This window comes from Hahella sp. NBU794 (assembly GCF_050749805.1).
Lineage (GTDB): Bacteria > Pseudomonadota > Gammaproteobacteria > Pseudomonadales > Oleiphilaceae > Hahella.
Genome location: NZ_CP192738.1, coordinates 6282897 through 6308769 on the forward strand (window position 1 = coordinate 6282897; position 25873 = coordinate 6308769).

Annotated in this window: 24 protein-coding genes and 1 tRNA gene; 13 read left to right on the forward strand and 12 right to left on the reverse strand. The window is 52.1% G+C overall.

The genetic code is table 11. The features are described from left to right. The first annotated feature begins 35 nt into the window (after positions 1–35). The 3 genes from panB to pgi are packed head-to-tail and all read left to right on the forward strand — an operon-like array spanning position 36 to position 3385. A complete protein-coding gene (gene panB, locus ACQYWX_RS27560; protein WP_216740031.1) occupies positions 36–830 on the forward strand; it encodes a 3-methyl-2-oxobutanoate hydroxymethyltransferase in 795 nt (264 codons plus the stop codon). Beyond that, positions 827–1678 (forward strand): pantoate--beta-alanine ligase, encoded by an 852-nt coding sequence (gene panC, locus ACQYWX_RS27565; protein ID WP_431687041.1) that lies wholly within the window; start codon positions 827–829, stop codon positions 1676–1678. The genes panB and panC overlap by 4 nt, the downstream gene beginning before the upstream one ends. A gap of 33 nt (positions 1679–1711) precedes the next feature. Continuing rightward, positions 1712–3385, forward strand: coding sequence for a glucose-6-phosphate isomerase (gene pgi, locus ACQYWX_RS27570; RefSeq protein WP_431687042.1), 1674 nt, complete (start codon positions 1712–1714; stop codon positions 3383–3385). Between the two features lie 15 nt (positions 3386–3400). On the opposite strand, the gene folK is transcribed toward pgi, so the two are convergent. Together folK and folB are read right to left on the reverse strand one after the other, a co-directional pair. Continuing rightward, positions 3401–3901, reverse strand: coding sequence for a 2-amino-4-hydroxy-6-hydroxymethyldihydropteridine diphosphokinase (gene folK, locus ACQYWX_RS27575; RefSeq protein ID WP_431687043.1), 501 nt, complete (start codon positions 3899–3901; stop codon positions 3401–3403). Then, positions 3894–4256 (reverse strand): dihydroneopterin aldolase, encoded by a 363-nt coding sequence (folB, locus tag ACQYWX_RS27580; protein WP_164887393.1) that lies wholly within the window; start codon positions 4254–4256, stop codon positions 3894–3896. The genes folK and folB overlap by 8 nt, the downstream gene beginning before the upstream one ends. 134 nt (positions 4257–4390) lie before the next feature. Here folB and plsY point away from each other — a divergent pair, with 134 nt between their 5' ends. Beyond that, positions 4391–4975, forward strand: a complete 585-nt coding sequence (gene plsY / locus ACQYWX_RS27585) for a glycerol-3-phosphate 1-O-acyltransferase PlsY (RefSeq protein WP_431687044.1) — start codon at positions 4391–4393, stop codon at positions 4973–4975. 13 nt (positions 4976–4988) lie between these two features. Here the strand turns inward: plsY and tsaD are convergent, their stop codons facing one another. Further along, entirely contained in the window at positions 4989–6020 is a 1032-nt protein-coding gene (gene tsaD, locus ACQYWX_RS27590) for a tRNA (adenosine(37)-N6)-threonylcarbamoyltransferase complex transferase subunit TsaD (RefSeq protein WP_431689539.1), read from the reverse strand. Positions 6021–6368: 348 nt separating this feature from the next. Between tsaD and rpsU the strand changes: the two genes are divergently transcribed. The 5 genes from rpsU (at position 6369) to ACQYWX_RS27615 (ending at position 11329) form a co-directional block, all read left to right on the forward strand. Then, positions 6369–6584 carry a 30S ribosomal protein S21 gene (rpsU, locus tag ACQYWX_RS27595; protein WP_011399974.1) on the forward strand — a complete coding sequence of 72 codons (216 nt, stop codon included), beginning with the start codon at positions 6369–6371 and terminating at the stop codon, positions 6582–6584. A 136-nt stretch (positions 6585–6720) separates the two neighbouring features. Beyond that, positions 6721–7164 (forward strand): GatB/YqeY domain-containing protein, encoded by a 444-nt coding sequence (locus ACQYWX_RS27600; protein ID WP_127973703.1) that lies wholly within the window; start codon positions 6721–6723, stop codon positions 7162–7164. A gap of 132 nt (positions 7165–7296) precedes the next feature. Next, positions 7297–9099 (forward strand): DNA primase, encoded by a 1803-nt coding sequence (dnaG, locus tag ACQYWX_RS27605; RefSeq protein ID WP_431687045.1) that lies wholly within the window; start codon positions 7297–7299, stop codon positions 9097–9099. A gap of 123 nt (positions 9100–9222) precedes the next feature. Beyond that, a complete protein-coding gene (rpoD, locus tag ACQYWX_RS27610) occupies positions 9223–11142 on the forward strand; it encodes an RNA polymerase sigma factor RpoD (RefSeq protein WP_431687046.1) in 1920 nt (639 codons plus the stop codon). A 110-nt stretch (positions 11143–11252) separates the two neighbouring features. Continuing rightward, positions 11253–11329 (forward strand) — tRNA-Ile (locus ACQYWX_RS27615). A 1027-nt stretch (positions 11330–12356) separates the two neighbouring features. On the opposite strand, the gene ACQYWX_RS27620 is transcribed toward ACQYWX_RS27615, so the two are convergent. The 8 genes from ACQYWX_RS27620 to ACQYWX_RS27655 form a co-directional block, all read right to left on the reverse strand. After that, a complete protein-coding gene (locus ACQYWX_RS27620) occupies positions 12357–13286 on the reverse strand; it encodes a hypothetical protein (protein WP_431687047.1) in 930 nt (309 codons plus the stop codon). Between the two features lie 18 nt (positions 13287–13304). Further along, complete coding sequence (locus tag ACQYWX_RS27625) at positions 13305–14177, reverse strand: hypothetical protein (protein ID WP_431687048.1); 873 nt, start codon at positions 14175–14177, stop codon at positions 13305–13307. Positions 14178–14940: 763 nt separating this feature from the next. After that, positions 14941–15702, reverse strand: coding sequence for a DUF3800 domain-containing protein (locus ACQYWX_RS27630; protein ID WP_431687049.1), 762 nt, complete (start codon positions 15700–15702; stop codon positions 14941–14943). Positions 15703–15985: 283 nt separating this feature from the next. After that, entirely contained in the window at positions 15986–16528 is a 543-nt protein-coding gene (locus ACQYWX_RS27635; RefSeq protein WP_431687050.1) for a hypothetical protein, read from the reverse strand. Next, positions 16497–16796, reverse strand: a complete 300-nt coding sequence (locus ACQYWX_RS27640) for a DUF1778 domain-containing protein (RefSeq protein ID WP_127973709.1) — start codon at positions 16794–16796, stop codon at positions 16497–16499. The genes ACQYWX_RS27635 and ACQYWX_RS27640 overlap by 32 nt, the downstream gene beginning before the upstream one ends. 241 nt (positions 16797–17037) lie before the next feature. Then, the gene (locus ACQYWX_RS27645; protein WP_431687051.1) at positions 17038–17862 is read right to left on the reverse strand and encodes a hypothetical protein; all 825 of its coding nucleotides are present in this window, start codon (positions 17860–17862) and stop codon (positions 17038–17040) included. Beyond that, positions 17838–18254, reverse strand: a complete 417-nt coding sequence (locus tag ACQYWX_RS27650) for a hypothetical protein (protein WP_431687052.1) — start codon at positions 18252–18254, stop codon at positions 17838–17840. Before ACQYWX_RS27650 ends, ACQYWX_RS27645 begins: the two co-directional genes overlap by 25 nt. A 34-nt stretch (positions 18255–18288) precedes the next feature. Continuing rightward, a complete protein-coding gene (locus tag ACQYWX_RS27655; RefSeq protein WP_431687053.1) occupies positions 18289–18954 on the reverse strand; it encodes a glutathione S-transferase family protein in 666 nt (221 codons plus the stop codon). A 165-nt stretch (positions 18955–19119) separates the two neighbouring features. Here ACQYWX_RS27655 and ACQYWX_RS27660 point away from each other — a divergent pair, with 165 nt between their 5' ends. Then, a complete protein-coding gene (locus ACQYWX_RS27660) occupies positions 19120–19965 on the forward strand; it encodes a helix-turn-helix transcriptional regulator (RefSeq protein ID WP_431687054.1) in 846 nt (281 codons plus the stop codon). Between the two features lie 20 nt (positions 19966–19985). Here ACQYWX_RS27660 and ACQYWX_RS27665 read toward each other — a convergent pair whose 3' ends face one another. Further along, positions 19986–21422: a DUF1565 domain-containing protein gene (locus tag ACQYWX_RS27665; RefSeq protein WP_431687055.1), complete on the reverse strand. Its 1437-nt coding sequence runs from the start codon at positions 21420–21422 to the stop codon at positions 19986–19988. Between the two features lie 211 nt (positions 21423–21633). On the opposite strand from ACQYWX_RS27665, the gene ACQYWX_RS27670 reads away from it, so the two are divergent. From ACQYWX_RS27670 to ACQYWX_RS27680, 3 genes are all read left to right on the forward strand, one after another. Then, positions 21634–22908, forward strand: coding sequence for a M24 family metallopeptidase (locus ACQYWX_RS27670; RefSeq protein ID WP_431687056.1), 1275 nt, complete (start codon positions 21634–21636; stop codon positions 22906–22908). A gap of 187 nt (positions 22909–23095) precedes the next feature. Beyond that, positions 23096–24523 (forward strand): aldehyde dehydrogenase family protein, encoded by a 1428-nt coding sequence (locus tag ACQYWX_RS27675; RefSeq protein WP_431687057.1) that lies wholly within the window; start codon positions 23096–23098, stop codon positions 24521–24523. 35 nt (positions 24524–24558) lie between these two features. Beyond that, positions 24559–25860, forward strand: coding sequence for an amidohydrolase (locus ACQYWX_RS27680; RefSeq protein WP_431687058.1), 1302 nt, complete (start codon positions 24559–24561; stop codon positions 25858–25860). The last annotated feature ends 13 nt before the right edge of the window (positions 25861–25873 follow it).

Consider the following 25873-nt stretch of genomic DNA (forward strand, 5'->3'; position numbering starts at 1 on the left):
TTAGTCTATTGCCTCCAACAGTACAGGATGATTGCATGTCCATCACTCTGAGCACCCTCCTGGACCTCAAGAAGAAATCCGAAAAATTCGCGGTAATGACCGCCTATGACGCCACCTTCGCCTACGAAATGGATCAGGCTGGCGTTGAGGTGATATTGGTCGGCGATTCACTCGGCATGGTTTTACAGGGTCACGACAGCACGGTTCCAGTTCGCCTGGAAGACATGGTTTACCACACAGCGTCAGTCAAACGCGGCGCGCGCAACGCGTTCATCATCGCAGATATGCCTTTTATGAGTTACGGCACGCCGGAACAGGCGATGGCCGGAGCCAGGCAGCTCATGCAAGCAGGCGCGCACATGGTGAAACTGGAAGGCGGAGCCTGGCTTTGTGACGCCATTGCACATCTTTCCCGCCAGGGCGTCCCGGTATGCGCTCATTTAGGGCTAACGCCACAGTCCGTCAACAAGTTCGGCGGCTATAAAGTGCAAGGTAAAGAAGCAAGTCAGGCGCAGATGATGCTGGACGACGCCAAGGCATTGGAACAAGCCGGCGCTGACATAATATTGCTGGAATGCGTCCCCACCAAACTCGCCAAGCAATTGACGGAAGAAGTCAGCGCGCCGGTCGTCGGCATTGGCGCAGGGCCTTACACTGACGGGCAAGTGTTGGTGATGCACGATCTTTTAGGAGTCGGCGCAGGCAAGAAACCGAAGTTCGTCAAAAACTTCCTCGCCGGTTCCGATTCCATTCAAGCAGCGTTTAAAGGTTACGTGGAAGCCGTTAAGAGCGGCGCATTTCCGGCGGAGGAGCACAGCTTCAACATATGATCACCATCCACAGGGTTAAAGATCTGCGCGCCGCAATCCGGCAGCAGCGTACGCAAGGGAAACGCATTGGACTGGTGCCCACCATGGGCAACTTGCACGCAGGGCATGTCAGCCTTGTCAAACAAGCCAAGGAATTGTGCGACTATGTGGTAACGTCCATTTTCGTTAACCCGTTACAGTTTGGGGCAAACGAGGATCTGGACAAGTATCCGAGAACCTTGGACGCAGACAAAGAAAAGCTGGTCGCCGCTGGTAATCACCTTTTATTCACCCCGGAAGTCAGTCAGCTGTACCCAGAGGGACTGGAGCGCCATACCAAGGTTATTACACCCGCGCTGAGCGAGCTCCACTGCGGAGCCAGCCGGCCCGGACACTTTACTGGCGTAACAACCGTCGTATCCATGCTGTTCAACATGGTGCAGCCTGATGTCGCCATATTTGGTGAAAAAGACTTTCAGCAATTGGCGGTCATTCGCAAAATGACCCGCGACCTCTATCTCCCTATCGTCATTGAGAGCGGTTCCACCCTCAGGGAAACAGACGGTCTGGCGATGAGTTCCCGCAATGGCTACCTTTCCGCCGAACAACGCCAAACGGCGCCATTGCTGTACAAGCTCCTGCAAGAAAGCGCGGAGCAGATTGAAAATGGCGACAAGGACTTCGCCGCAATAAGCGCAGAAGCCAACAATAAACTGACGCAAGCCGGCTTCGTTCCTGACTACTTCAATATCGTGAACAGCGACACTCTGTCTCCGGCGGTCGCCAGCGACAGCGACATCACGATACTTGCGGCGGCCTATCTGGGAACGACAAGGCTTATCGACAACATCAGCGTACACCTAGGTTGATATCCTTCATCAATCCCAAGGAAACTCAAAACAATGCAAGACACGCCTCAAACGCTTAACGATAAGGCTAAAGAAAGCTGGCGGGCGTTGCAGCAACATGCTGCAGATACCGCCAACGACCATATTCTGGATTACTTTCATCGCGATCCCGCCAGAGTCCAAAGCTACTCTCTCAGTGCTGCGGGACTCACTCTGGACTACTCCAAGAACAGAGCAAACTCCGCTACGTTGGAAAAGCTGGTAAAACTGGCTGAAGACGCAGGAATGAGAAAGTCCATCGACGCCATGTTCGCTGGCGAGCCGATCAATCACACGGAAGGCCGCGCGGTACTTCATACCGCACTGCGCAGCAGTTCCGATACGCCAGTGCTGGTGGATGGCCAGGATATCAAACCCGAAATCCGCAGCGCCCTGGCGCAAATGGAGCAGTTCGTCAGCAAGGTTCACCGTGGCGAATGGTTAGGTTACAGCGGCAAGCCGATCAATGATGTCGTCAGCATCGGTATCGGCGGCTCCTATCTGGGGCCTCGCGTTGCGGTAGAAGCACTGCGTCCTTACTGGCAGGAAAACATCCGCTGCCATTTCGTCTCCAATGTAGACGGCTCTGATATTGCCTACACCCTGGAGAACCTGAATCCAGAGACCACGCTGTTCATCGTCCAGTCCAAGTCTTTCACGACTCAAGAAACACTAGCGAACTCCATGACCGCTCGCGAATGGTATTTGCGCGAAGGCGGTTCTGAGACGGGACTGAGCAAGCATTTTGTCGCAGTCTCCAGCAACGTGCAGCGCGCCCGTGATTTCGGTATCGATGCGGAAAATGTATTCCCGATGTGGGATTGGGTCGGGGGACGCTACTCTTTGTGGTCCGCCATTGGCTTGCCCATTGCGCTGCAAGTTGGCATGAAGGCCTTCAGAGAGTTGCTCGCCGGCGCAGAAGCCATGGACCAGCACTTCAAAACTGCGCCGCTCGAGCAAAATATGCCCGTATTGATGGGCATGCTAGGCATCTGGTATCACAATTTCCTGGGCGCGGACAGCTACGTTATCCTGCCCTATGACCAGACGCTTGAGAATCTGCCTGCGCACCTGCAACAGGTTGATATGGAAAGCAACGGCAAAGGCGTCAACCGTTCAGGCGTTGGCGTCGACTACGCCACAGGTCCTATTATCTGGGGCGGCGCCGGCACTAACGGCCAACATGCCTATCACCAGTTACTGCACCAGGGCACACGCTGGACCCCAGCGGACTTCATTCTGCCGCTGAAATCCCACAAGCCCGCCGGACGTCATCACGCCATGCTTGCCTCCAACTGCTTCGCGCAGAGCCAAGCATTGATGTGCGGCAAGTCTCTGGAGAAGGCCCGTCAGGAGCTGCTCGATGCCGGCATGTCATCAGAGCGCGCAGAGGAACTGGCGCCTCATAAAGTGATTCCCGGCAACCGTCCCAGCAACACGCTGGTGATGGACGAAATCAATCCGCATACGCTCGGCGCGCTGATCGCCCTGTATGAGCAGAAAGTTTTCGTGCAGGGAGTTATCTGGAATTTGAATTCTTTTGATCAGTGGGGCGTAGAGTTGGGCAAACAACTCAGCGACAGCATATTACCTATGCTGCTGGACACCGGCGCGTCGACGGATGCGTTAGATCCTTCCAGCGCGGCGCTGGTGGAGAAATTCCGCAGAGCCAACGGTTCCGGGAGCTAACTCTCCCGGATTCCGCTAGAAAGTCTGGTCGCGCCAGCTAAAGGCGACTCTATGTAGTTGCTGGGCGCGATCATACTTTTCCCACAACTCCGCGTAGGAGACGTTCAAGGCCGGGTGGCGCTCATTGGGCTCAAGCTCCGCCAGGGGCAGCAAAACATAAGCGTTCTCTGTTATTTCACCCCGCGGAAGCGCAATCCCCTCCACTTCTCCCACAACATCTCCATAGGTAAGGATATCGATATCCAGCGTGCGCCCAGAGTGCTTGGACTCCAATCCAGTACGCCCGCTGCTCGCCTCAATCTGCTTCAAAGTGCGCTGCACTGCGCCAACCGGCTCCTCAGTGTGAAACGCCGCCACCAAATTGATGAAGGCGTCGCCGGCGAACCCAATCGCTTCCGACTCATATACAGGCGATAAACGCAAATCCTGAAAATGCGCATCCAACGCGTCTAGCGCCAGAGCAATATTCTTATCCGGGTCGATATTGCTGCCAATACCAACAACCACTTTAACCACTCTTGCGAGCTCCTCTTTCAATTCTTACTCCCACGCTACGCGCTTCCGCGACAGCGCCGGGCTTTCGGATCGTCAGACGCAACCAGGGCGCACCAAACTCTTTCTGCAGCAATTCAGCAAACCGCTCAGCCAGAGTCTCAATGAGCTGAAAGCGACTGGCTGCGGCATATTCACGCAAACGCTCGCTGACGGCTGCATAGTTCAGGGTGAGATCAAGGTTATCCTCACGCGCCGCACCGGAAATATCGCATCCCAGCTCGATATCAACAAAAAGCCGTTGTTGATATCCCTTCTCAAATTCGTAAACGCCGATTATGGCGTCTACCTGTAAACCTTCAATAAGTACTGTATCCATGACACCTAACATACGCCCGTCATCTATACGCAGGGAAAGAAGCGTTCCCTAGCGACCAAAGGGGTGTAGACAAGCAACCTCTATTATGGCTCATAATCTACGCAGTCTGATCTATTTTAAGCCGCAGGGGCCCCATGGAGCATCCTTTTCAACTTCTCATGGCGACATCTATCGCCTACCTGCTCGGCTCCATCATGGGCGCCTATTGGGTATGCCGTTACTTCCAGCTCCCCGATCCCACCGAAGCAGGCTCCGGCAATCCTGGCGCGACCAATATTTACCGCCTCGGCGGCCTTATTCCCGCCACGCTCACTTTATTCTGGGACGCCGCCAAAGGCGCCGCCGCCGTCTGTATCGCAGCCATGCTTGGGCTTTCACCCTATGAACAAGGCGTCACGGCCGTAGCGGCGATTGTCGGCCATATGCTGCCGGCATTCCATCACTTCAAGGGGGGGAAAGGCGTCGCCACAGTGTTGGGAGCGGGGCTGGCGCTGGCCTGGCAAACCACTCTCGCTTTGACGCTGGTGTGGGCGGCCGTCGTATATTGGAAACGGATCTCATCCCTTGCCTCGCTGACCGCCGCAGTAATGGCGCCCTGGGTGGCATGGCGACTTAATCCGGAGCATCTCGCCCTATTCCTCATATTGGCGCTGTTCATTCTGATTCGACATAGAGAGAACATCATCAATCTGGCCAAAGGCAAAGAGCGCTCGCTTTGATCTCCCGCCGCCCTTAACCCTTAATTGAAGGCAACTCCACCAGAGGCCAGCGTGGTGTGGCGACAACGCTAAGATCTCCTCGTTGTCCGGCAGCCAGGCGCTGATAGCCAGCATAGGCGATCATTGCACCGTTATCGGTACAAAATTCCGGCCGGGCATAATAGACCTGAGCTCTTTCGCCTTTGACCATTTGTTGTAACTTTTCCCGCAGTCGGCGATTCGCGCTGACCCCGCCAGCCATGATCAATCGTTTCAATCCAGTCTGCTTGAGCGCCCGACGACACTTGATCACCATAGTCTCCACCACCGCTTCCTGAAAGCAGGCGGCGACATCTGCGCGCAAATTATCATCAACGCCGTCACTGGCTTCCGCCTCTTGGAGAGTATTCAGCGTAAACGTCTTAAGCCCGCTGAAACTGAAGTCCAACCCGGGGCGGTCCGTCATCGGACGCGGAAATTTGAATCGTTGCAGATTCCCCTGCTCCGCCAACTTGGCGACTTGAGGGCCACCGGGGTAATCCAGGCCAAGCATTTTGGCCACTTTATCGAAAGCCTCCCCTGCGGCGTCGTCCACAGACTCCCCTAAAAGCTCATATTCGCCGACGCCATCGACCCGCACCAACTGCGTATGGCCGCCCGAGACCAAAAGGGCGACAAAAGGAAATTCCGGTGGATCTTCTTCTAACATGGGAGCCAGCAAGTGCCCTTCCATATGATGGACGCCAATAGTAGGGATATCCAAAGCGTAAGCCAGCGCCGAGGCGATAGCGCCTCCCACCATTAAAGCGCCAACCAGCCCTGGACCCGCCGTATAAGCGATAGCATCGACATCGCTTTTGCCGACGCCCCCCTGACTTAATACCTCTTCGATCAAAGGAATCACTTTTCGCACGTGATCGCGAGAAGCCAGCTCCGGCACTACGCCGCCATAATCCGCATGCAACTTGATCTGACTGTACAGCGTGTGAGCCAACAGTCCGCGCGCTCCGTCATACAACGCAATTCCGGTTTCGTCGCAGGATGTTTCTATGCCCAGTACTAACATGTTACTTTCCGCCATCATCAAATCGCCGCACAGGTCGGCCACCATAATTATCGGGACGCCCTTATTTCTCACCTATGTCAGGACAGTACAATAAAAGCCAGCTAAGCGCCCAAACGTCTGACAGCAGCGACCAGCAGGGCCGCACGCCCAAGCCGGGCATCTTATAGCCATCGTGACAACTATTCCATTCCAAATCGCCTTTAAATTGGGCGCCGCTCGCGCAGATTTGTTAGAATTTATACAGGCCAACACCTTTACAAGTGCAACCTAACGGGATTACAATGCGCGCCCTATTTGTGTTGACACAATTTTAACCAATTCGGTTTTTACAGATCATAGAGAGGGGATATGCCTTCCGTAAAAATTAAAGAGAACGAGCCATTTGACGTTGCCCTTCGCCGCTTTAAGCGTTCATGCGAAAAGGCGGGGATCCTTTCAGAAGTACGTCGTCGCGAGTTCTACGAGAAGCCGACTTCAGAAAGAAAGCGCAAGTTGGCTGCAGCTGTAAAACGTCACGCGAAGAAAGTTCAGCGCGAACAAAGACGTTTCGAGCGCCTGTACTAATCGAATTACGCCCGCGTTGACCTGGTCTTAATACTGTTGAGACCGGGTTGTTGGCGTTAATACGACTTTTACAAGTCTCGCATTTTCCAGTTCTAGTACGCTTATATATCCAAATACGGACAGAGACAATTCGATCATGTCATTGAAAGACAGTTTAACCGAAGCCATGAAATCGGCCATGCGCAGCAAGGAAAAAGACCGCCTTGGAGCCATTCGTTTGATTCTGGCGGACATTAAACGAATCGAAGTGGACGAACGCATTGAAGTTGATGATGCTCGAGTTCTCGAAGTACTGGATAAAATGGCGAAACAACGCAAAGACTCCATCTCTCAATTTTCCGCCGCTGGCCGGGACGACCTGGTCGCTAAAGAACAGCTTGAGCTGGACGTAATTCAGGGCTTTCTACCTGAAGCGCTCAGCGAAGAAGAACTTGATCAACTTATCCAGACTGCGGTAAGCGAATCAGGCGCGGAGTCGATACGCGATATGGGCAAGGTAATGGCGGTCCTGAAGCCACAAGTTCAGGGACGTGCGGATATGGCGGTCATCGGACAAAAAGTTAAAAAAGCTTTGTCCTGATCCCTTCTGCGACTATCTTAATCACCCAAACGCTTTTCTATATTACGGCGACCTGTTTCAGGACTTCGCCAGGTCAGAGTGGTTGCAGGCATAGCCCTGCAACTAGACTTTCTTACTTGATAGAGTAAAGTCATGGCCGGTCTAATCCCTCAAGTATTTGTCGACGACTTACTTTCTCGGGTTGATCTTGCCAGCCTCATCGCTGAGCGGGTGAGCCTCAAGAAATCCGGCGCAACCTATCAGGGTCGCTGCCCGTTTCATGACGAAAAGTCTCCTTCCTTTCACGTATACAACGAAAATCACCCTGCGCATTACCACTGCTATGGCTGTGGAGCCCACGGCGACGCTATCAACTTCATCAAGGAAACTGAGCATCTCTCCTTTAATGAAGCTGTAGAGCAACTGGCGAAACGTTGTGGCGTAGAAGTGCCTCGCGATAGAGCGGCGGAGCAGAAAGTAAGTCAAAACAAATCGCTGTATGACGCATCCTCTCATGCGGATGCAGCGTTTCGTCAGGCGCTGGGAAGCCATCCGCAACGCGGAATCGCTCAGGAGTACCTGAAACGCCGAGGTATTTCTACCGAAATGGCGGATTTATACGGCATAGGCTTCGCGCCAGCGCAGCGACAATTTCTTAGCGGCTCTAGCGACCGCAGCCTGATCAAAGCGCTCAGCACGCTCCGCTTGGTGATAGAAAAGGAACAGGATCGTTTCGATATGTTCCAAAACCGCCTCATGTTCCCTATTCGGGATACCCGGGGTAGAACTATCGCCTTCGGCGGCCGCACTCTTGGCAATGACCGCAGTAAATACATCAACAGCCCAGAGTCGCCCATATTCCATAAAAGCAATGTGCTGTATGGGTTGTGGGAAGCTCGTAAGCAGTCACGCAAGCTTGAACAGCTGATTGTGGTCGAAGGCTATCTTGACGTTATTTCTCTGGCTCAATTTGGTGTGGTTAATGCTGTCGCCGCTATGGGAACCGCCACCAATGAAGACAATTTAAGTCACCTGCTGAATACCAGCCAGGATATTGTCTTCTGCTTCGATGGCGACAAAGCTGGTTTGGCGGCTGCCGATAAGGCGCTTAATAACTTGCTTCCCATGTTTCAGGATGGCTACAAGGTCAGCTTCTTGATTCTCCCGGAGGGCGAGGACCCTGATACATTTGTCAGGAACGAAGGCGCGGATGCATTTCGCGAGCGCGTCGCCAGCGCCACGCCCCTTTCAGAATATTTTTTCCAGGCCATGAGTCGGGGTCTGGACCTGTCCATTGCGGAAAACAAAGGCATACTGTCCACTCAGGCCCGCACAGCACTAAAAGTCATTAATGCGCCGGTTCTAAAGGATGCTCTTTACCAGCGCCTGAATGAACTGACGCGCTCTTCCCGCTGGGGAGACCGCCAAGGCAAAAATAGCGGGGAGTGGAAAAAAGGCGACTGGAAAGGCAAAAAAGGATTTTCGTTTCAGAACCGGGACGAGCCTCGTGAAGAGCCCATCCCTGTACCCAATCGCATTGCCGCCCGCGCCTGCCTTGGCTTGTACGTCAATCCATCCTGGGCGAAGGAAATCTCAAACACGCTGAATTATGAGATTACTCAGGACGACGAAAGGGCTCTGACTTACTTTCTGGAGTGGCTGCTTAAGGAAAATATCGAGACAGCGGAAGATCTGCTGTACCGGTTGGCGGTTGATCCACACCAACAAAGACGCTTCAAAAACCTGTTCAATTCCTTGGAGCATATCTTCGGTGCTGAGGAAATTGAGGCGGGAGCCCAAGAAAGTTTATTAGTGCTCAAAAGAAAATATTTCGACAGGTCTTTTGACAAAATTCATCAGGATCTTTCAAGAGACCCTAAAAACAAGGAGTTACACGAAAAATTCAGAACAATGTCGAGCGAAAAAATGGCGATGATCGCCACACCGAAATCTTAATCTTGTGTGGACTTGAAAATTTTTAAGTCGTCTCCACATAGGGTTTCTAGCGCGCAAACAGTATACAGGCTATAATAGCTGTTTGTTTTTCTCCCATTAAGCCACCGAATTCGTAGGGTGACTATGTCAGGCAATTCCCGAAAATCTCGATTGAAAGAACTCATCGCCCGCGGCAAAGAACAAGGTTACCTAACATACGCAGAAGTTAACGACCATCTGCCAGAGGATATAGCAGATCCGGATCAGGTGGAAGACATTATACGCATGATTAACGACATGGGTATCATGGTCTGCGAAGAAGCTCCAGATGCGGATACCTTGTTGATCACCGATGGTGATTCCACTGATGAGTCTGTAGCAGCGGAAGCTGCGGCGGCGCTTGCTTCCGTCGAAAACGATGTAGGTCGCACGACTGACCCGGTGCGTATGTACATGCGTGAGATGGGTACGGTTGAGCTGCTGACTCGTGAGGGTGAGATCCAGATCGCCAAGCGCATCGAAGAAGGTTTGCGCGATGTTATGGCCACGCTGGTTTACTATCCTGGCACGGTTTCCAACATTCTTGCCGCTTTTGACGCCACACAAGGCGAAGATGGCGGTCGCGTCTCCGACGTCATCACAGGGTTCCTTGACCCCGTTGAGGACGGCGTCATTCCTGAAGCTAACGAAGAAGTAGAGTCCGACGACATCGACGAAGATGAGGATGAGGACGAAGAAGCAGAAGAAAGCTCAGGCAAGGACGACGCTAAAGCCAAAAAAGACCTCGACGATGAAGAGGACGAAGAAAGCGAGGGCGACGACAACAGCGATAGCGACGACGACAATGACAGTGGCCCCGACCCTGAAATTGCGCGCGGCCGTTTTGCTGAATTGCGCGAAGCCTTTAACACTCTGAACGTCGCCATCGACAAACATGGCCGCGCCAGCCGTGAAGCACAGGAGTGCTTTGACGAGGTCAGCCGTATTTTTGCTCCTTTCAAGCTGGCGCAAAAGCAGTTCGACGAAATTATCAATACGATCCGCATCACTAACGACAGTGTCCGTAAGTACGAGCGCGAGATCCTGAATATCTGTACCCGCGACTGCAAAATGCCGCGCAAGAACTTCATCAAGATGTTCCCCGGCAATGAGACCAACCTTGAATGGGTCAAGGGTCTGGCTGCAAGAAGCGAGGAATGGGCTAAAACAGCGCAAACCAAGGAAGAGGAAATCACTCGCCTGCAACGTCGCATCGTCAGCATTCAGAATGACGTTGATCTGCCTGTTGCGGACATCAAGGAAATCCACCGTCGTATCTCCATTGGCGAAGCGAAAGCACGTCGCGCCAAGAAAGAAATGGTGGAAGCCAACTTGCGTCTGGTTATCTCCATCGCCAAGAAGTACACCAACCGTGGTCTGCAGTTCCTGGACCTGATTCAGGAAGGCAACATTGGTTTGATGAAAGCGGTAGACAAGTTTGAATACCGTCGCGGATACAAGTTCTCCACTTATGCGACTTGGTGGATTCGTCAGGCGATCACGCGTTCTATCGCTGACCAGGCCCGCACTATCCGTATTCCGGTGCACATGATTGAGACCATCAATAAGCTGAACCGCATTTCCCGTCACATGTTGCAGGAAATGGGCCGTGAAGCGACGCCGGAAGAACTGGCGAAGAAAATGGACATGCCGGAAGACAAAGTGCGTAAGGTCCTGAAAATCGCCAAAGAGCCCATCTCCATGGAGACGCCAATCGGTGACGACGAAGATTCGCATTTGGGCGATTTCATCGAAGATTCTCATGCAGAATCTCCGATTGATTCAGCAACCACTGAAGGCCTGAAAGAATCCACTCGCCGCGTACTGGCTGGTTTGACCGCAAGAGAAGCCAAAGTACTGCGTATGCGTTTCGGTATTGAGATGAATACGGACCACACTCTGGAAGAAGTCGGCAAGCAGTTCGACGTTACCCGTGAGCGTATCCGTCAGATCGAAGCCAAAGCCCTTCGCAAGCTGAGACACCCAAGCCGCTCAGACCATCTGCGTAGCTTCATCGACGATTAATCGAAAGCTAGCAAAATACTGGCGCCAACTATATCTGAAAGGTATAATTGGCGCCCTCTCTTCCCCGGACCACTTAATTCGGGACTTCTGAGAAATCAGAAACACTATTAGGGCCTATAGCTCAGTTGGTTAGAGCAGCGGACTCATAATCCGTTGGTCCCAGGTTCAAGTCCTGGTGGGCCCACCAACTTTTCCTTTGTAATTCAATAAATTACAGATTCGAATTCCACTCACATTTCCTTCCTCTTAGGCTGAGTGTCCACATAGTGTCCACACAGATTGAGAACGTGGACTCTCAACCTGAGATATTCACTAAATCACTCATGCGTTTGTGTCGTAAGGAGCAAACCCTTAATTCTGGAAACATGCTTAAATCGCAGGGATTGCTATTCCGGCACTTCAACATTCATATAAAATATCATCCTAATCTTTTCCTTTAATTTTCAATGACTTAAAAATCACAAAAATATCAAAAATTCAAAAACTGGACGTACCTGTCCACATAACGTTCACGCAGGTCACCAAAGTGGTCATCTAGTCAGATTTCGGAACTGAAGCCGATATGGCTGGATAGGGAGAATTGCTCAATCTGCCCTTGTGATATTAACGCCCAAGCACACTAGTGCGTCCGAGTGACGCGATTTGTTAGCCATGATTTTGGTCAAGTTGTGAAGTGAGTCCATCGTTTGTTTAGGTCAAATACATTGAAGTTTCCTGCCCCCGAGGAAACCCAAAACGCTAACCAATTTTTGTTGATATCGAACTGATTGTAACCACCGTGGTTATTAGAGACTGCAAATCCCGTCCAATTCCGGTTCGTGTCGAACAAGAGCATAACCCTCTCATTCGCAGACACCGTGAAGCCGACAGGGTTGTGCTTCAGATCAAAAATATATTTTCCTGGAATTTGCAACGAACGAATCGGGTCGATGCTGATGGATCGGTTGGGATCAATCGATATAGTCCGTCTTGGGTCAATCGAAATTGTTCTATGAGGATCTATTGATATCGTCCTATTAGGATCAATGGATATAGTTCGCCTTGGATCGATTGACATTGTCCTGAAAGGATCTATAGAAATAGTGCGATTTGGGTCTTTCGATATAGATCGAGTCGGGTCAATATATATCCTTCTATGCGGATCTACAGATATTGATCGCACTGGGTCGCGAGATATTGGAATATGCATGACTCTCCTCTGGCTAACACCAAATTCAGCTGCGTGATTTTAGCGTCTGCTGCAATTTCTTGTTAGCCTTCTTATGTTTACGGTTTATAAAATAGAGCCGGATATTACTTCGCTTGGTTAATAGCTTTCCAATAACAAAATAAGTAAGCCAGCTATAACTTTTTGCTTCTATAGATTTTTGAAATCCAGAGCCATAGGATTTACTACGTAGTTCTTTACCATCAATAACCTCGATACCCACACAACTGAGATTTCCATTAATAGCCTGCTCTGTCAGAAAATCCTCTAGCTTCTCTTTCGTTAAAAGACATTCCTCAGTAAGTCGAAACTTTTCAAACCTTGGATAGTTAAAGTCGCCTGAATATATAGCCGTAGTTTGCTTGTATCCGTCTTCTGTGGTCAACCTAACTAAGTATGCAAAATCAGCTCCATAGAACCCATTTTGATCATTTGGTCGCATAGGTTGAATTGGAGCAGTCAAATGATTGCTGAAGAAATCAAAAACAGGATCCCATCTTTTGATCCACTCCTTTACCACATATTTCCCTTGGGAAGTTGATAAAACTAGGCTGGTCTTTACCTTTCGTGAACTTAGAAGCTTATTAAGCTTAATGCGATTCATGTTTACGCTGTAGTAATCGACAGGTTTTAAAACTTGTGAAAATGACTCGTAAGGTTTTAATATTTTTGGTTCGTATTCAAAATCAGTCAGTTCAATGTAGTAGTTTGGTCCCACTCGTAAGAATATTTTAAAGATTATTACGGACCTGTCCTTAAAGTTCTCCAGAGTAAAGCTGCTGACATACTGGTCTTCTGCATATGCGCTTGAACTGATGCAAAATTGACCCTTCACATATATTCCAGACTTTCGTAAATAATTGCGAATGACAAAAGATAATGCGATTAAGGATACGCCTAGCGCTATGTATGGAGTATAGTTCAAGATTTCCTCCATGAATCCTAACGCCTATAGTTAGGGGTTGGTAGGCCGCGCAGCGGACTTTGAGTCCCTTGCAGCGTCTTGTTGGGCACTACCTGCCTGGCTAAGTAATACGTTGGATAGCTTGACGATCTCAGCAGCTCGTTCCACGTTCTCTTTATCAGCACTGGTTCCAGATAACATGGACTGCAATTCGCTTAACAGTTTTTTCTCAATTTCCTCAAGCAAGTAATGGTAGCCCTCAGGCCCATACTTATCGATATATGCTTCTTGGCGCGGCAATACGGTCTTAAGTAGTTTGTTGATTGATTCAGTATTAGCAAAGTCGTCCTTACCAAGCCCACCCTTTAAAACTTGCCAGCGCATTATTGCATGCACAGATACTGTGAGTAGCGCTGAATACGTTGCCCATGCCATTGGGGAAACGAAAGGCCGTGCCTTCTGCGCTTCTACGGCATTGAGGGAGTTGGGGTCGAAATTGCTTCCGAACATCTCAAAAAGACGTCGTACATTAGGGTCGTTTTCCGCAGCTTTAGCAGCACTTTCAAAATTTAATACTGACAGCCAATTGGATATCGCTCGTGCTGGATTTAGAGCCATAGTGGCAGTCCAAAGCTGGTCAACTGCTTCTAGGCGCCTTTTGTCTACTGCAATTTGGCGACTAGCCAGCGCACTGAGGGCCCCACTTCTAAGTGTTTCGATTTCATTTTCCTTGGCGCGTAGGTCAGCACGCAGACGTTCAATCTTTTGATTGAATTCATATTCGACACTCCGAGTTAGTCTGTTACTTATTAAGTTTCGACAAAGCCAAACTACAACCGCGAGCAAGCCAGTTGATGAGAGCGCCGGTATCCAGTCTATGTATGTCATTACTGTAGTGGTGCCCAACATTTGTATATCGCGCATGCGCGTGTTTCCATTCCAATATTTTGAAGATAGTTCCTCCGGCCCACCGATTCCAGTGTAAAACCCCAGAAAGCCAAACTACCTCACTTACAAGAAACCGTGCGTGCGCATATACACTTTCTTGGGTGTCTCGTTATCACAACAGGCTAGCTCGCAAATTATTGAATCAAAGCATTTTTCAGGACAACATCATCAGAAAACCAAGCCATTCGCTACGAAAAAGCGTGCGACTTTTCAGTCACGTGAGAAATAAACTGTATTTATATACATGTTGGCGTAAAAAAGTACCTGTCCCCATCACAACGTCTTACACCAGATTAACTGTTACAACTTAGTTCCAAATTATTCAGTAATTGAAACCCTGATATTTCCAAAGCCTGTTCCCCTTTGGGGCTTCGGGCCTACCCCAATTTCACGAATTCGGCATTTACTCAAAGCCCGCAGGCGTGGGGAGGAGTGAGTTTCATTTAATAGCTCTTTGAAAGCCTATCAAGCGAAACAGCTTTCTTAAGGCTCCACTTGAAGATTCCCCATTACACCATCTCTATGGGCATTCAGAGTTATTTTTGCTTTTAACACATAGGCAGGTATCTACGGCTTGATGGCTATTAGTCTGAACAGCCTGACTTTGCTCTCAATATAGATATATTTTAGGTTAATAATTGACTTGTTAGATTGTAACTACTAGCCTAGGTTACAGATCTGACCTGAAGCTAGACTTCACAGTAGGATCTACCGGGCTCGGAAACGAGCCCTTACCTTTCTATCTCTCAACAATTCCCTCTGGATGCTTATTGCAGGCTACAGTGCAGAGCGCCGGCCCAAGGCGACTGAAATAGTTTTTAGCCCCCTTCTTTTTTACATACTTACAAGCGTCGTAGCGTTGCTTTAGGAAGTAAGCATTTACATCGGCCAACTGAATAAAGTAGGAATGTGCTGAGTCTCTATGAACAGAGTCCTCTACTAGGGTTGAGATTGGAATAGCAAAAGCTCCAGTTCCAAACGCTTTTGGCACTGGGTTGTATCGACGCATACGACGGCTAAGTGCCCGCAATTTGACCTCTTCAGTACGATCCACAACCAGTAGTCCATAGTCTGTAGAGTTTTTAGGGCCTGGAAAGTTCTTTTTTGACAATGTGTTATGAAACCTTTGAATAAGAGTAGTCCAGGCTATTCCAAATATGTCTTCATCCGCTTTTCTTTTTGATTTATCAACCAAAACGTTGATGATGCTTACACCGTTGAGGCCTGCCTGGAAATCAATGGTGTCGCGCAATATTCTTAATCGCATTGACTTTGGAATTCGGGAAAGATTGCCAGGCTTGTGCATGAATTCCGCTGCATGTATTTCTTCACGCAGCTTCAGTCCATATTGACTTCTGAGCCTCCCTCTGAAATTTATAATATTCTCTAGGGTATCATGCCAACTCAGCTCATGAATTACGAAGCCACTGAGACAAAAATAGCGGCATGGACTCCCGCTCATACCGACATCACCACTTTCATCTGCATATAGAAAATACATTTCAGAAGTCCCTTCCTCTCATTAGCGTTGAGAAAATTTTTGAATGGCAATAGCTTAAACCACACATTCACTGATACGCCCTTGAAATCTACTGCACCAAAATGCCTTGAGCTCTTTTCTTTCACCATAAAAGAATATAGCAGACCTTGAAGTTCTTGGTTCGGGCCAACTATTCCTCTTAGGTCTCGGCAAGTCATGTCAGAAGATGGCTGAATTATCAGTCTTGAGCTGTAGAGGAGGACGGCGAGGCTAACAGCGGGCCATAAGCCCGCTTAATAAGCGATTAGATTTGAAGCATATCTTTCACAGTAGTCATGCGGATATAGAGAGACTTAAGATTTCCAAAATCTCTTTCCATTTCTTGAAATCCATACTTCTTAAAAAAGCTATCGCTCTGCTTAGTTAATGGATCAACGATGACAGCTACACCTAAACCAGAGTTGCTAACAATTCTATATGCTTCTCCCAAGGCCAAAAGTAGGACTGCTGCCCCAATACGATCTTTAGTATTCTGATATTGACTGTCAACTCCGAGCCAAGCTAAACGAATTGCGGGAAGAGGGAACCTCGGAAATTTCTTCATTTCTTCATCACTTGGTGTTTCTTCCCTTCTAATTTCAGAGTAAGTGAGTGTGAAGAATCCTACTATAGGCTGTAGGCCAGCCGTTTGCTCCTCTTTAACAAGTACATACGTTTGACTGGCCTGTTGAATTTGAAGTTTATTAGCTGATTTGCGTAAAAAGTTGTTGACCTCGTCGTTCCCGCAATCAAAGCCTGTTCGTTCATGACGTGATCTATTCAGCTGTTCTAATACTAATTTCACCATTTTCAACCTGTTTATTGAGGCGTCGTTTAGCTGCTACAAGTGCATCATTTGGTGGTACTGTTTGCTGGCACGCTGCCCAAAAATCATCAAATGCTCTATTGCTCAGCTTCAGAGACTCTACTTCTTCAATAGTTCGCAGAGACTTTTCACGGATTGCCTGTATAACAAACTCGGATAGGCTCTTTGAACCTGATAAGGCCGAGGCCCTAGACGCAAGCTTCTTAATTTCAGGATCTAAACGTAGATCCATGCGTGATAGTGATTGCATTCGCTTCTCCTCATCCTAGTTTTGCTAACCCTTCTGTGGGGGTCAGTTAATAGTTGTACGCCCTACGAATTAAAGCATTAGCGGGCTGAGTGATGCCTGTTAGCCAACACTCATTATGTACGGATATTTACCGTACAATTTAGCGATTATCTGGTAACCAGTCAACAGATTATTGACAACTATCTGTGCACAAAACGAAGCATAAATGATCTTAGCTGAGAACGGCTTAGTACAGAACTAGTCACATAAGCCTTGATATTTGCCCCTTCAAAGTTTCTGCGCGGCTCGCTTGGCTGCTATGGCTCCCACTGCTTGATGGCGTCCCGCTTCCTCCGCCTCCGTGCGTGTGGCTCGCCGTCGTGGCCGCCAACTCCTGAACCACTCCGATCAGATCTGCAATCACCTGCAACACATCCACGCCACCGCCGCCCATAGCGATGGCTGGCGCTTGGATGGTCACGGCGGCGCTGGCCGTTAACTGAATAACTTGCGCTTGAATCTGCCTAGCCGCGCTGGCGATGTCGGTATGGTTGCCCTGAACATTTATGGTTTTGTTGGCGCTGGTTTGCGTGTCGCTGCCGCTGATCGTTGCCGAGCGCGAGCCGCCCACGGTGGCGCTGTCATCGCCTTGGATAAACGCTTGTCGGTCTCGCGCGACTGCTTGGTTAAGGTCGGATTGCTGCCACACCAGGTCACCGGGCTGGACGCCTGGCGCGCCTAAGCCCTGTCCCAATACTGTGCGGATAAAGGGCTGATCCGGGAGGCCGTAGGCGAACGCCACCTCTACGATGGTCCCGGATTCTGGGAAACCGTATTGCCCGCGCTCGATGCCGCCATAGGACGCCGGCAATGGCACGCAGCGATAAAGCGGTAACTCCGGGTCTTCCTCGCCCTGGGGCGTCAATACGCGCACATCCACGGCGTAGCGCGGGCGGAAGCGGTCGCAGAGTTCTGGTTTCTCCAGTGGGTCGCTGATCGCCACTATCTTGGCCAGGCGTGGTAAGTGGTGGTTTCCGCTCAGTTCTGGAAACATCCGTAACACTATCTTTTTAATCTCTTCGTCCACGGCGCAGCGCTCCAGGTCAGATTCATGTGATTGTCGGCCAGGCGCACCTGGGTGACGTAATGGGTTTGGTTCAGCCAGACGCCTGGTCGGAGTTTTGGCGTCGCTGGTAGGCGGGCGCGGTGAGCCACGCCGAAGCCGTTTAATAAGTTCGTCGGGATCTCCACGGACCGGGTCGCCCAGTAGCTATGCGCCCAGCTTCCTACGTAGACCGCGCCGTCACCTTGCTGTTGCCAGATCAGCTGCGGGATGGTGTACACCTCCGCCAAGGCGTCCATGCAGTGATAACCGCCGCCCCATGAATAAAACGCCGGCGCTTTGGTGGTGGCGTAAGACTCCGGCGGCGTCACGAAGGTCAGCCCGGTGTCCTGGCCCGCCGTCAAGGCGGTGCTCAATGCGATTTATCTCAGCCCCATCACCCGCTACTACTTAAAATGCTATTACTGACGGCTTGGCTCCTAGTACTGGAGTTAAATCCGGCTCTGCTTTTTGCATAGCTCGCCGGTATGCTGGCCGTGCGCCGATGCGTTGCAGGTAGGCCAAGATATCCGGGCATTGTGAGAGGTTGTAGGGTTTAAACAGTCTCATCGTGGTGAGTGAGAAGATGACCATGATATCTGCGGCGGTCAGTGTGTCTCCGGCAAGATAGTCTGATTCGCCCAGTTTCTTTTCCATCATGGATAGCATCAGTTGGAGGCGTTCTTTCGCCATCGTCAGAGGGGCGTTGTTGTCCGAGGCGTCGACGCGCTCCAGTGAAAGCATTCTTAGTAGCAACGCCTGAAATGTCCCATTGGCGAAGTGGAGCCAATACAGGTAGTCGGTGTAACCGGGTGCTTCTGGCTTGATCGTCATGCGGCCACAGCCGTATACCGCAACCAAATATTCTATGATGGCGCCAGACTCGCCGAGCACGAGGTCGCCGTCAGTAATGACCGGCGCGGCGCCTAGAGGGTGCAGTTTTTTATATTCCGGCGGAGCCATTTTGTTGTCCGTCCGGCGCTTATAGCATCTGAGGTCGTAGTCGATTCCAAGTTCTTCGCAAAGCCAGACGATTCTCTCAGACTGAGAGCGCCCCAAGTGATGAACGGTCAGCATAATGACTCCTTTGTTTCCCTTTCTGTCAGTTGAGATAAACCTAATCCAATGATACATAAGAGTATTTGCGCGACCTGCGCCGAGGCGTTCATAAGCTGTGCTGATGCGATCAATGCGTCTTAACGCTTGGGCGCAGATTTATAAAGACTCACCCTGAAACGACGAATGAACTCAGAGACTTCTATCAAACGGACAGTTATCTCCAGAGAAGGCGTTGGAACCACCGCGTCTATACTGACGCGCAATGATTTGTTCATAGGCAAATTCGTCACCGACTACCCAACGCTGATCTTGGTTAGACGCGGGAAAAAGACTTTGCTCATGGGTGAGCGACGCGTCGTTCTGCTTCCCGGCGACGCTGTCGCCATCGGGGCGGGCGCGGCCTGCGATGTCGAAAATGAAACCGATGACGGTCAGTTTGAGGCTGACTGGATAGTTTGCCCTCAGGCGCTCATTCGCAAAGTGGAACCCGATTTTCCAGGACGCAGAGGCGTACAAGGCATCGTTTCCATGCAAGGGCTGGGAACAGAGTTCAACCTCGCCTTCGAACGCGGCCTTCAAGCCATCAGAGAGCCAAAGGCAATCCCGCAGCTGGTCGCAGAACATCGTGTCTGCGAACTTTTACACTGGCTGGCGAGCACAGGATATGTCTTCAGGTCTGATGAGCGAGCGGACCTTCAACGAAAAGTGCGTCTGCTCATCGGCGCGGAGCCGGACAGGAAGTGGAGCTCGCAAGATATTGCCGGATCGCTGGCTATGAGCGAGGCGACGTTTCGACGCAAGCTCGCCAAAGAGGGGCAAACATTCAGTGAGATTCTTGTGGATGTCAGGATGTCCTTAGCCTTGGCTTTGCTACAGTCAACAGACGCAGCTATCGCCAGTGTCGCCTATCAGGTTGGATATGAGTCGGCTTCGCGTTTCTCGGTGAGATTCAAGCAGCGCTTCGGCTTTTCACCCACGGCTATCCGGGGTGCGGCGGGACAACGGCCTGACACGGAAGTTATTAAATAACTCCCCTGTCTCAAGCCTGATCACCAATCGGGTCCAATCTGGTCAGTATTTTTGATGTAAGCGCCGATATTTCCGTCTGGATGCAAAGCAGGAGACTCTGGTTTGAGTCGATAGTCATGGCCGCCTGCATTCTGGAATTTCGGGTCACTGGTGGTTGCGCTGTTGATATCCGGCGTTCCATTGGGAACGTTCAGGGAAAACTTATCAAAAGTCGCCCCCGCCACTTGCCATTCCGCCAGCGAAGCATAGTTGATCGTTTCCGAGCTATAGCGTCCCAACGTGGCGGTGAAGTCCTCCGAATACAGGTTGTAATCGACGGTTTTCAGACCCGGGGGAAACTTCTGGTCGTTGGTGAAAACATCTTCCTGATAGGTCGTAGTGATGTTGGCTCCGCCGAACAGAATGTTGTGGTGAAACTCAAACTCAGTGAAGCCGCGAACATTCAGATTGGCGCCGATAACCGTATTGTTATACACCTTCAGCCCTTTATTCTGGGTGTTGGAGCCAAACGTCCAGTCGTAAATGAAGGTCTCGACGCCATACACCACATTCTGCCTGATTTCCGTATTCACGTGAGCCCCGGGGGCGGGAACACTGGTATTAGTGTTGAAATAAAACGCCTTGGAAACATCATGAATCAGATTATTTCTGAATACGCCGCCTTTACGTCCGCCGTAGTCCGGGGCTTTATGAAACACACCTGAGTGAGCGTCGTAAAACTCATTGTTATTGATGGTGGTTTCATACATGCGGTAACTCAGCACGCCGGCGGCGTTGCCGTTGTCCACGCCATCGACGCGTATATGGTGAATGCGGTTATTGGCGATGACGCCGTAGCCGACCGTATCCATCCGCACGCCAGCCACATTCGTTCCTGCACCGCCGTCGATGTGATGAATATAATTATTCGCAATGGAGAGATAGAGATTATCCCGGCCGCTGCCGCTCATCACCCAGACGCCTGCGCCGCGACACTCACGCATCTCAAAGCCTTTGATGACGACATGCTGACGGCCATACAGAGTAAAACAAGGTGCTTCATAATCCATGTCCACGGCAGGCTTCGCGTCGTCTTTTGGGTAACCGGCGAACACGATAGGTTTCCCTTCTTCGCCATCGTTTAGCACTCTCACGCCCCAGAGCTTATCGCTGCCGGCTATCGGCCCCGGTTCTTTGTACTCACCAGAGCGTACATAAACCACCTCTCCCGCAACCGCTGTGGAAGCCGCTTTTTGCAGCGTTTTCCAGGGGCCTGTTCCGCCCTCCGATGTTAAGTGGCCATCGTTAGCGTCATCGCCATCTGGACTGACATACAGCGCTCCAGCAATGATCTCCACCTCGTTGTCGCCAGTATCGCTCCCACCGTTCGAGGCGTCGCCAGTCGCGTCGCTTCCTCCGCCGCAGCCGCTCAATGTGAGGCATGCCAGGGCCGTTATGCATAGCGTTTTATTCTTCATCAGACTTTCCCATTCGTACTCCATTAGAGGGCCAGTCTACTGAATCCCCTACCCCCTTCGAATAGTAGATAGGATCTAGGCTGATCGTCCGGTAAGTCTCGGTCCTTAAATTGAATTCTCACCCATTGGCTTCTACAGTGGGGGTAAGAGGTATGCCGGAGGAAAGGCTAAGCAGGCGCGAACCTGAGTCATAGATTTGGGAGGAGGAACGATGATGGATAACGTCAGTGGTCGCTATTTTAAGGACGCCGAGTACCAGCGTCGCCGAACGCAGGTGAGAGCCGGGATGTCGACGCGGGGGCTGGACGCCTGCCTGATCGCCAGTCCTGAAAATATTTACTACCTCACCGGCCTGGACCATCAGGGTTACTTCGCCAGCCAACTACTGATTTTACCTTCCAGCGGCCAGCCAATTCTCATCACTCGCGCGATGGAAAAAGCCACCGTTCGGGATCAGGCGCCGGATGTCGTGCACATCGGTTACAGCGACGGCAGCGAGCCGCCGCCTGGCGAGGACGATGTCGCCATCTCTGAAGACACCTGGTCGATGACCATGGGCGCGCCGACCCGAGACGCTACCCGCAAACGTCCAAGCCTCACGCCTACCGCCGCTGCGCGTGAAACAGTAAAAGCCTTGCATGACGCCGGGTTGGGCAAAGGCGTTATCGGCATCGATATGAACAGCACCTTTCTCCCCTACTCCGTCGCCGAAGGGATCATGAATGGCGTTCCAGACGCGGAGTGGCGCCAACTGGACAACCTGGTGGACGATGTCCGCATCGTTCAATCCCCTGCGGAACTGGAGCTCACGCGGGAAGCCGCCGCCATCTCCGACTCCATGATGCTCTCCGCCATCGCCGCCGCAGGACCGGGAGTGAACGCCCGGGAAATCATGGCCGCTATTTACGACGCTATGTTCCGACGCGGCGGCACCTACCCCGGTTTCGTGCCTTTGGTGCGATCCACCCGCACCCTCGCCCACGAACACGGCACCTGGGAGGACATGGCGCTGGAGCGGGGCGACCTGTTGTTTCTGGAAATGGCGGGCTGCGTGCGTCGCTATCATGCGCCTATCGGCCGCTTTGTGTTTGTTGGCGAAGCGCCCTCGGAAGCGCAGCGGGTCAATACGATATGCAAGGAAGCCATGCAGGCCGCCGCCGACGCCATCAAACCCGGCGTAAGGGCGGGCGATGTGTACGAGACCTGGCAGGCGGTGCTGGACCGCAATAATCTGGCCCACTATTCCCGTCACCATTGCGGTTACTCCATCGGTATCGGCTATCCTCCCAGCTGGTCCGGCAGTGGCGTTCCCGTGGGACTGCGCCGCAATTCTGATTTGCAGTTACGCGAAGGCATGACGTTTCACTTGATGAGCTGGCTGCTCAATTCCGGCATTGGCGACGCCTTCTTATCCGATACAGTGGAAGTCACCGCCAATGGCTGCGAGTTTTTAACCACCGTGAACCGGGAAGTGCTGTATCGTTAGCCTGGTAACACAAAGCCCTGTAGCGTACGCCAACATAGACGCCGCGCCCGGCGTCTCATAAAAGATCTTTTTCTACCATTCCAAACACGTCAGGAGCTTAGCGCACTCTCACTTTAAAAATCACCCACACAGCTATCCACCGCGTCATCGAAGACCGCGGTCGACCCACACAGCAGGAGGCCTCACTATGAGTCAAATCGACGTCTACAATCCTTTCACCCGCGAGCTGGAATTCTCCCAGCCCTCTCAGACATTCGAGTCCGTCAACTTGCGAATCAATGACGCCCAGGACGCCTCCTATTACTGGCGCAGATTGAAGCCCGAAGAGCGCGCCGAGCATGTCATGAAAGCATTGGATTATTTCCGCCATCATCGCCCGGATATCGCACAGGGCGTCACCCGGGAGGTAGGTAAACCTCTGAAAGCGGCCGGAGAAGAGCTGGATTTCATGCTTGAACGCGCCGAATATCTGTGTCGCTTCGCCAAAGACGGCGCCCTGCGCCCAAGCCGTCACCCCGAGTACGACGATCCCAGTTTCGAAGGTCGCATCGAATGCCGCGCCAAGGGCGTCGTCTATATCATTACCCCTTGGAACTATCCCCTGTTCTGCGCCATCAATGGCACGATCTGCGCGTTGTTGAGCGGCAGCGCCGTCGTGCTCAAGCACACCACGACGCCTTCTGTCGGCGCGCATTTCGAAAACGCCTTCGGCGTCATGGCCGACATCGAAAATCTGCTCATCAATGTGACCGTGGACTTCGATGTCTCCGCGCGCATCATTGAAGAAGCCGACATCAATCATGTGGTGTTCACCGGTTCAGTGAAAGGCGGCCGAGCCATTCAGCAAAGTGTGGCCAAGCGCACCTTCAACGATGTAGCGGACCCGTTTATCGCCAGTTCTCTGGAGCTGGGCGGCAGCGACGCCGCCTATATCGCCGAAGACGCGGATCTTGATGACGCCGCCTTCTGGGCGGTGAGGATCGGGCGACTGCACAATTCGGGACAGTCCTGCTGCGCCGTCAAACGCATTTATGCCCACGCCAGCATCTACGACGCCTTTCTGGATAAGGCGCAGGCTATCATGGAAGAACAGAAAAACGGCGACCCCATGGAAGAGTCAACCACCCTGGGCCCTCTGCATGGCGGCGATCCAGCGGTGAACAATTTGCTGGCGATAACTCAGGAGGCGCAGCGAGACGGCGCCCGCCTGCTGTGCGGCGGAACTACGGAGCGTGTCGGCGTGGTCGACTTCCTAAGACCCACCTTGCTAGCCGACGTAAAACCCGGCATGCGCGTCTTACAGGAAGAAACCTTTGGCCCGGTATTACCGGTGATGTCTGTCAGCAATGATGATGAAGCCATTGAACAAGCGCTGAATAGCGCCTATGGTCTGACCTCTTCTATCTTCACGGCGTCCCGACAGCGCGCCGAGCAGTATATCGCCGCCATGGAATCCGGCACGGTTTTCGTCAATCGCTGTAATTTCGTGGACGCGCGACTGGGCTGGATTGGTCAGCGCAGTTCCGGCAACGGCTCTCTGGCGCTGGCGCCGGAGGGATTGCAGGCGTTTAGCGCGCGCAAATCCGTTAACCTGGACCCGAGTAAATTGCGCTGACGCCACCGACTTTATCTATCGCTAATGAGGACCCTATGAGCGGCTTTCCCGATTTTCCCGATGCGGCGCAGCAGTCAACGTTAAGCGCAATAAGACAGAGTTTTCATCGCGAACCCGAGCTGTCCTGGACCGAGTTTCGCACCAGCGCGCGGCTGTGCGCCGAGCTGTCTGAACTTGGTTTCGACGTGCTTTACGGCAAAGCGCTCTATGGCGAACGCAAACCATCCAACCCGCCTGAAGCAGAGGTCACTCGGCAGGCTTACGCCCGGGCGGAGGCCGCTCTGGGCAGGAACGATCCGCACCTCGCCGCCATGGCGGGCAATCTTACCGGGCTTTGCGCGACACTGGACAGTGGGCGCCCTGGTCCGGTGTGGGGATTCCGTTTTGATATCGACGCCCTGCCCATTCAGGAAAGCCGCGAACCCTCGCATCCTCCCGCCGCGAAGGGGTTCGCTTCGGACAACCCCGGCGTCATGCACGCCTGTGGCCACGACGGACACCTCACCATCGGACTGGGACTCGCACAGCGCCTTGCCGCCACGCGAGAACAATGGTGCGGACGCGTGCATCTGTTTTTCCAGCCCGCGGAGGAAGTCGGAGGAGGCGGAGTCGTCTTTGCGGACCTGCCGCAGTTGCATGAAGTCGAACGCTTCATGACCCTGCACCTGGGCATCGTAGACGCCTACCAGATCATCTGCGACGCCACCTGGATTTGCGCCAAAATCTATGACGTCCGGTTTCGGGGACGCGCCAGCCACGCTGGCAACGCGCCGCAGGATGGACGCAACGCCTTGCTGGCCGCCTGTCAGGCGGTACAGGGGTTGTACTCCCTACCCCGGCATAGCGGAGGTTTATCACGCATCAACGTCGGGCGCTTCCATTCCGCCAACGCCCACAATGTCATCGCTGACGATGTGTGTTTCCGATATGAAGTGCGCGGCGCCAACAATGATGTGGCCGATTACATGGCGCAGCAGGCGGAGCAAGTCTTGGCCGGCGCGGCGATGATGAATGGCGTGGAGTATGAGAAAACCACCTTCGCCGAATTCTCGGGCTGGCCTAACAGTCCTGAACTGGCGGCGAAAGCGGAGACAATCGCCCGCGATTTGGGACTGCCGGAGGAATTGCTGCAACGGCCTTATCTGGTTCCGGCCAGCGAAGACGCCGGCTATATGGTGCGGCAAGTGCGGGATCAGGGGGGACTGGCCACCCACCTGATATTGGGATGTCCAGTCGGAGACGGCCACCACAGCTGCGCGTTCGATTTTGACGAACGCTTATTGCCCTGGGGCGTAGAGATGTTCTATCGCATGGTGGCCGACGGCGAAGTGAAGTAACCTCGCCGTCGGC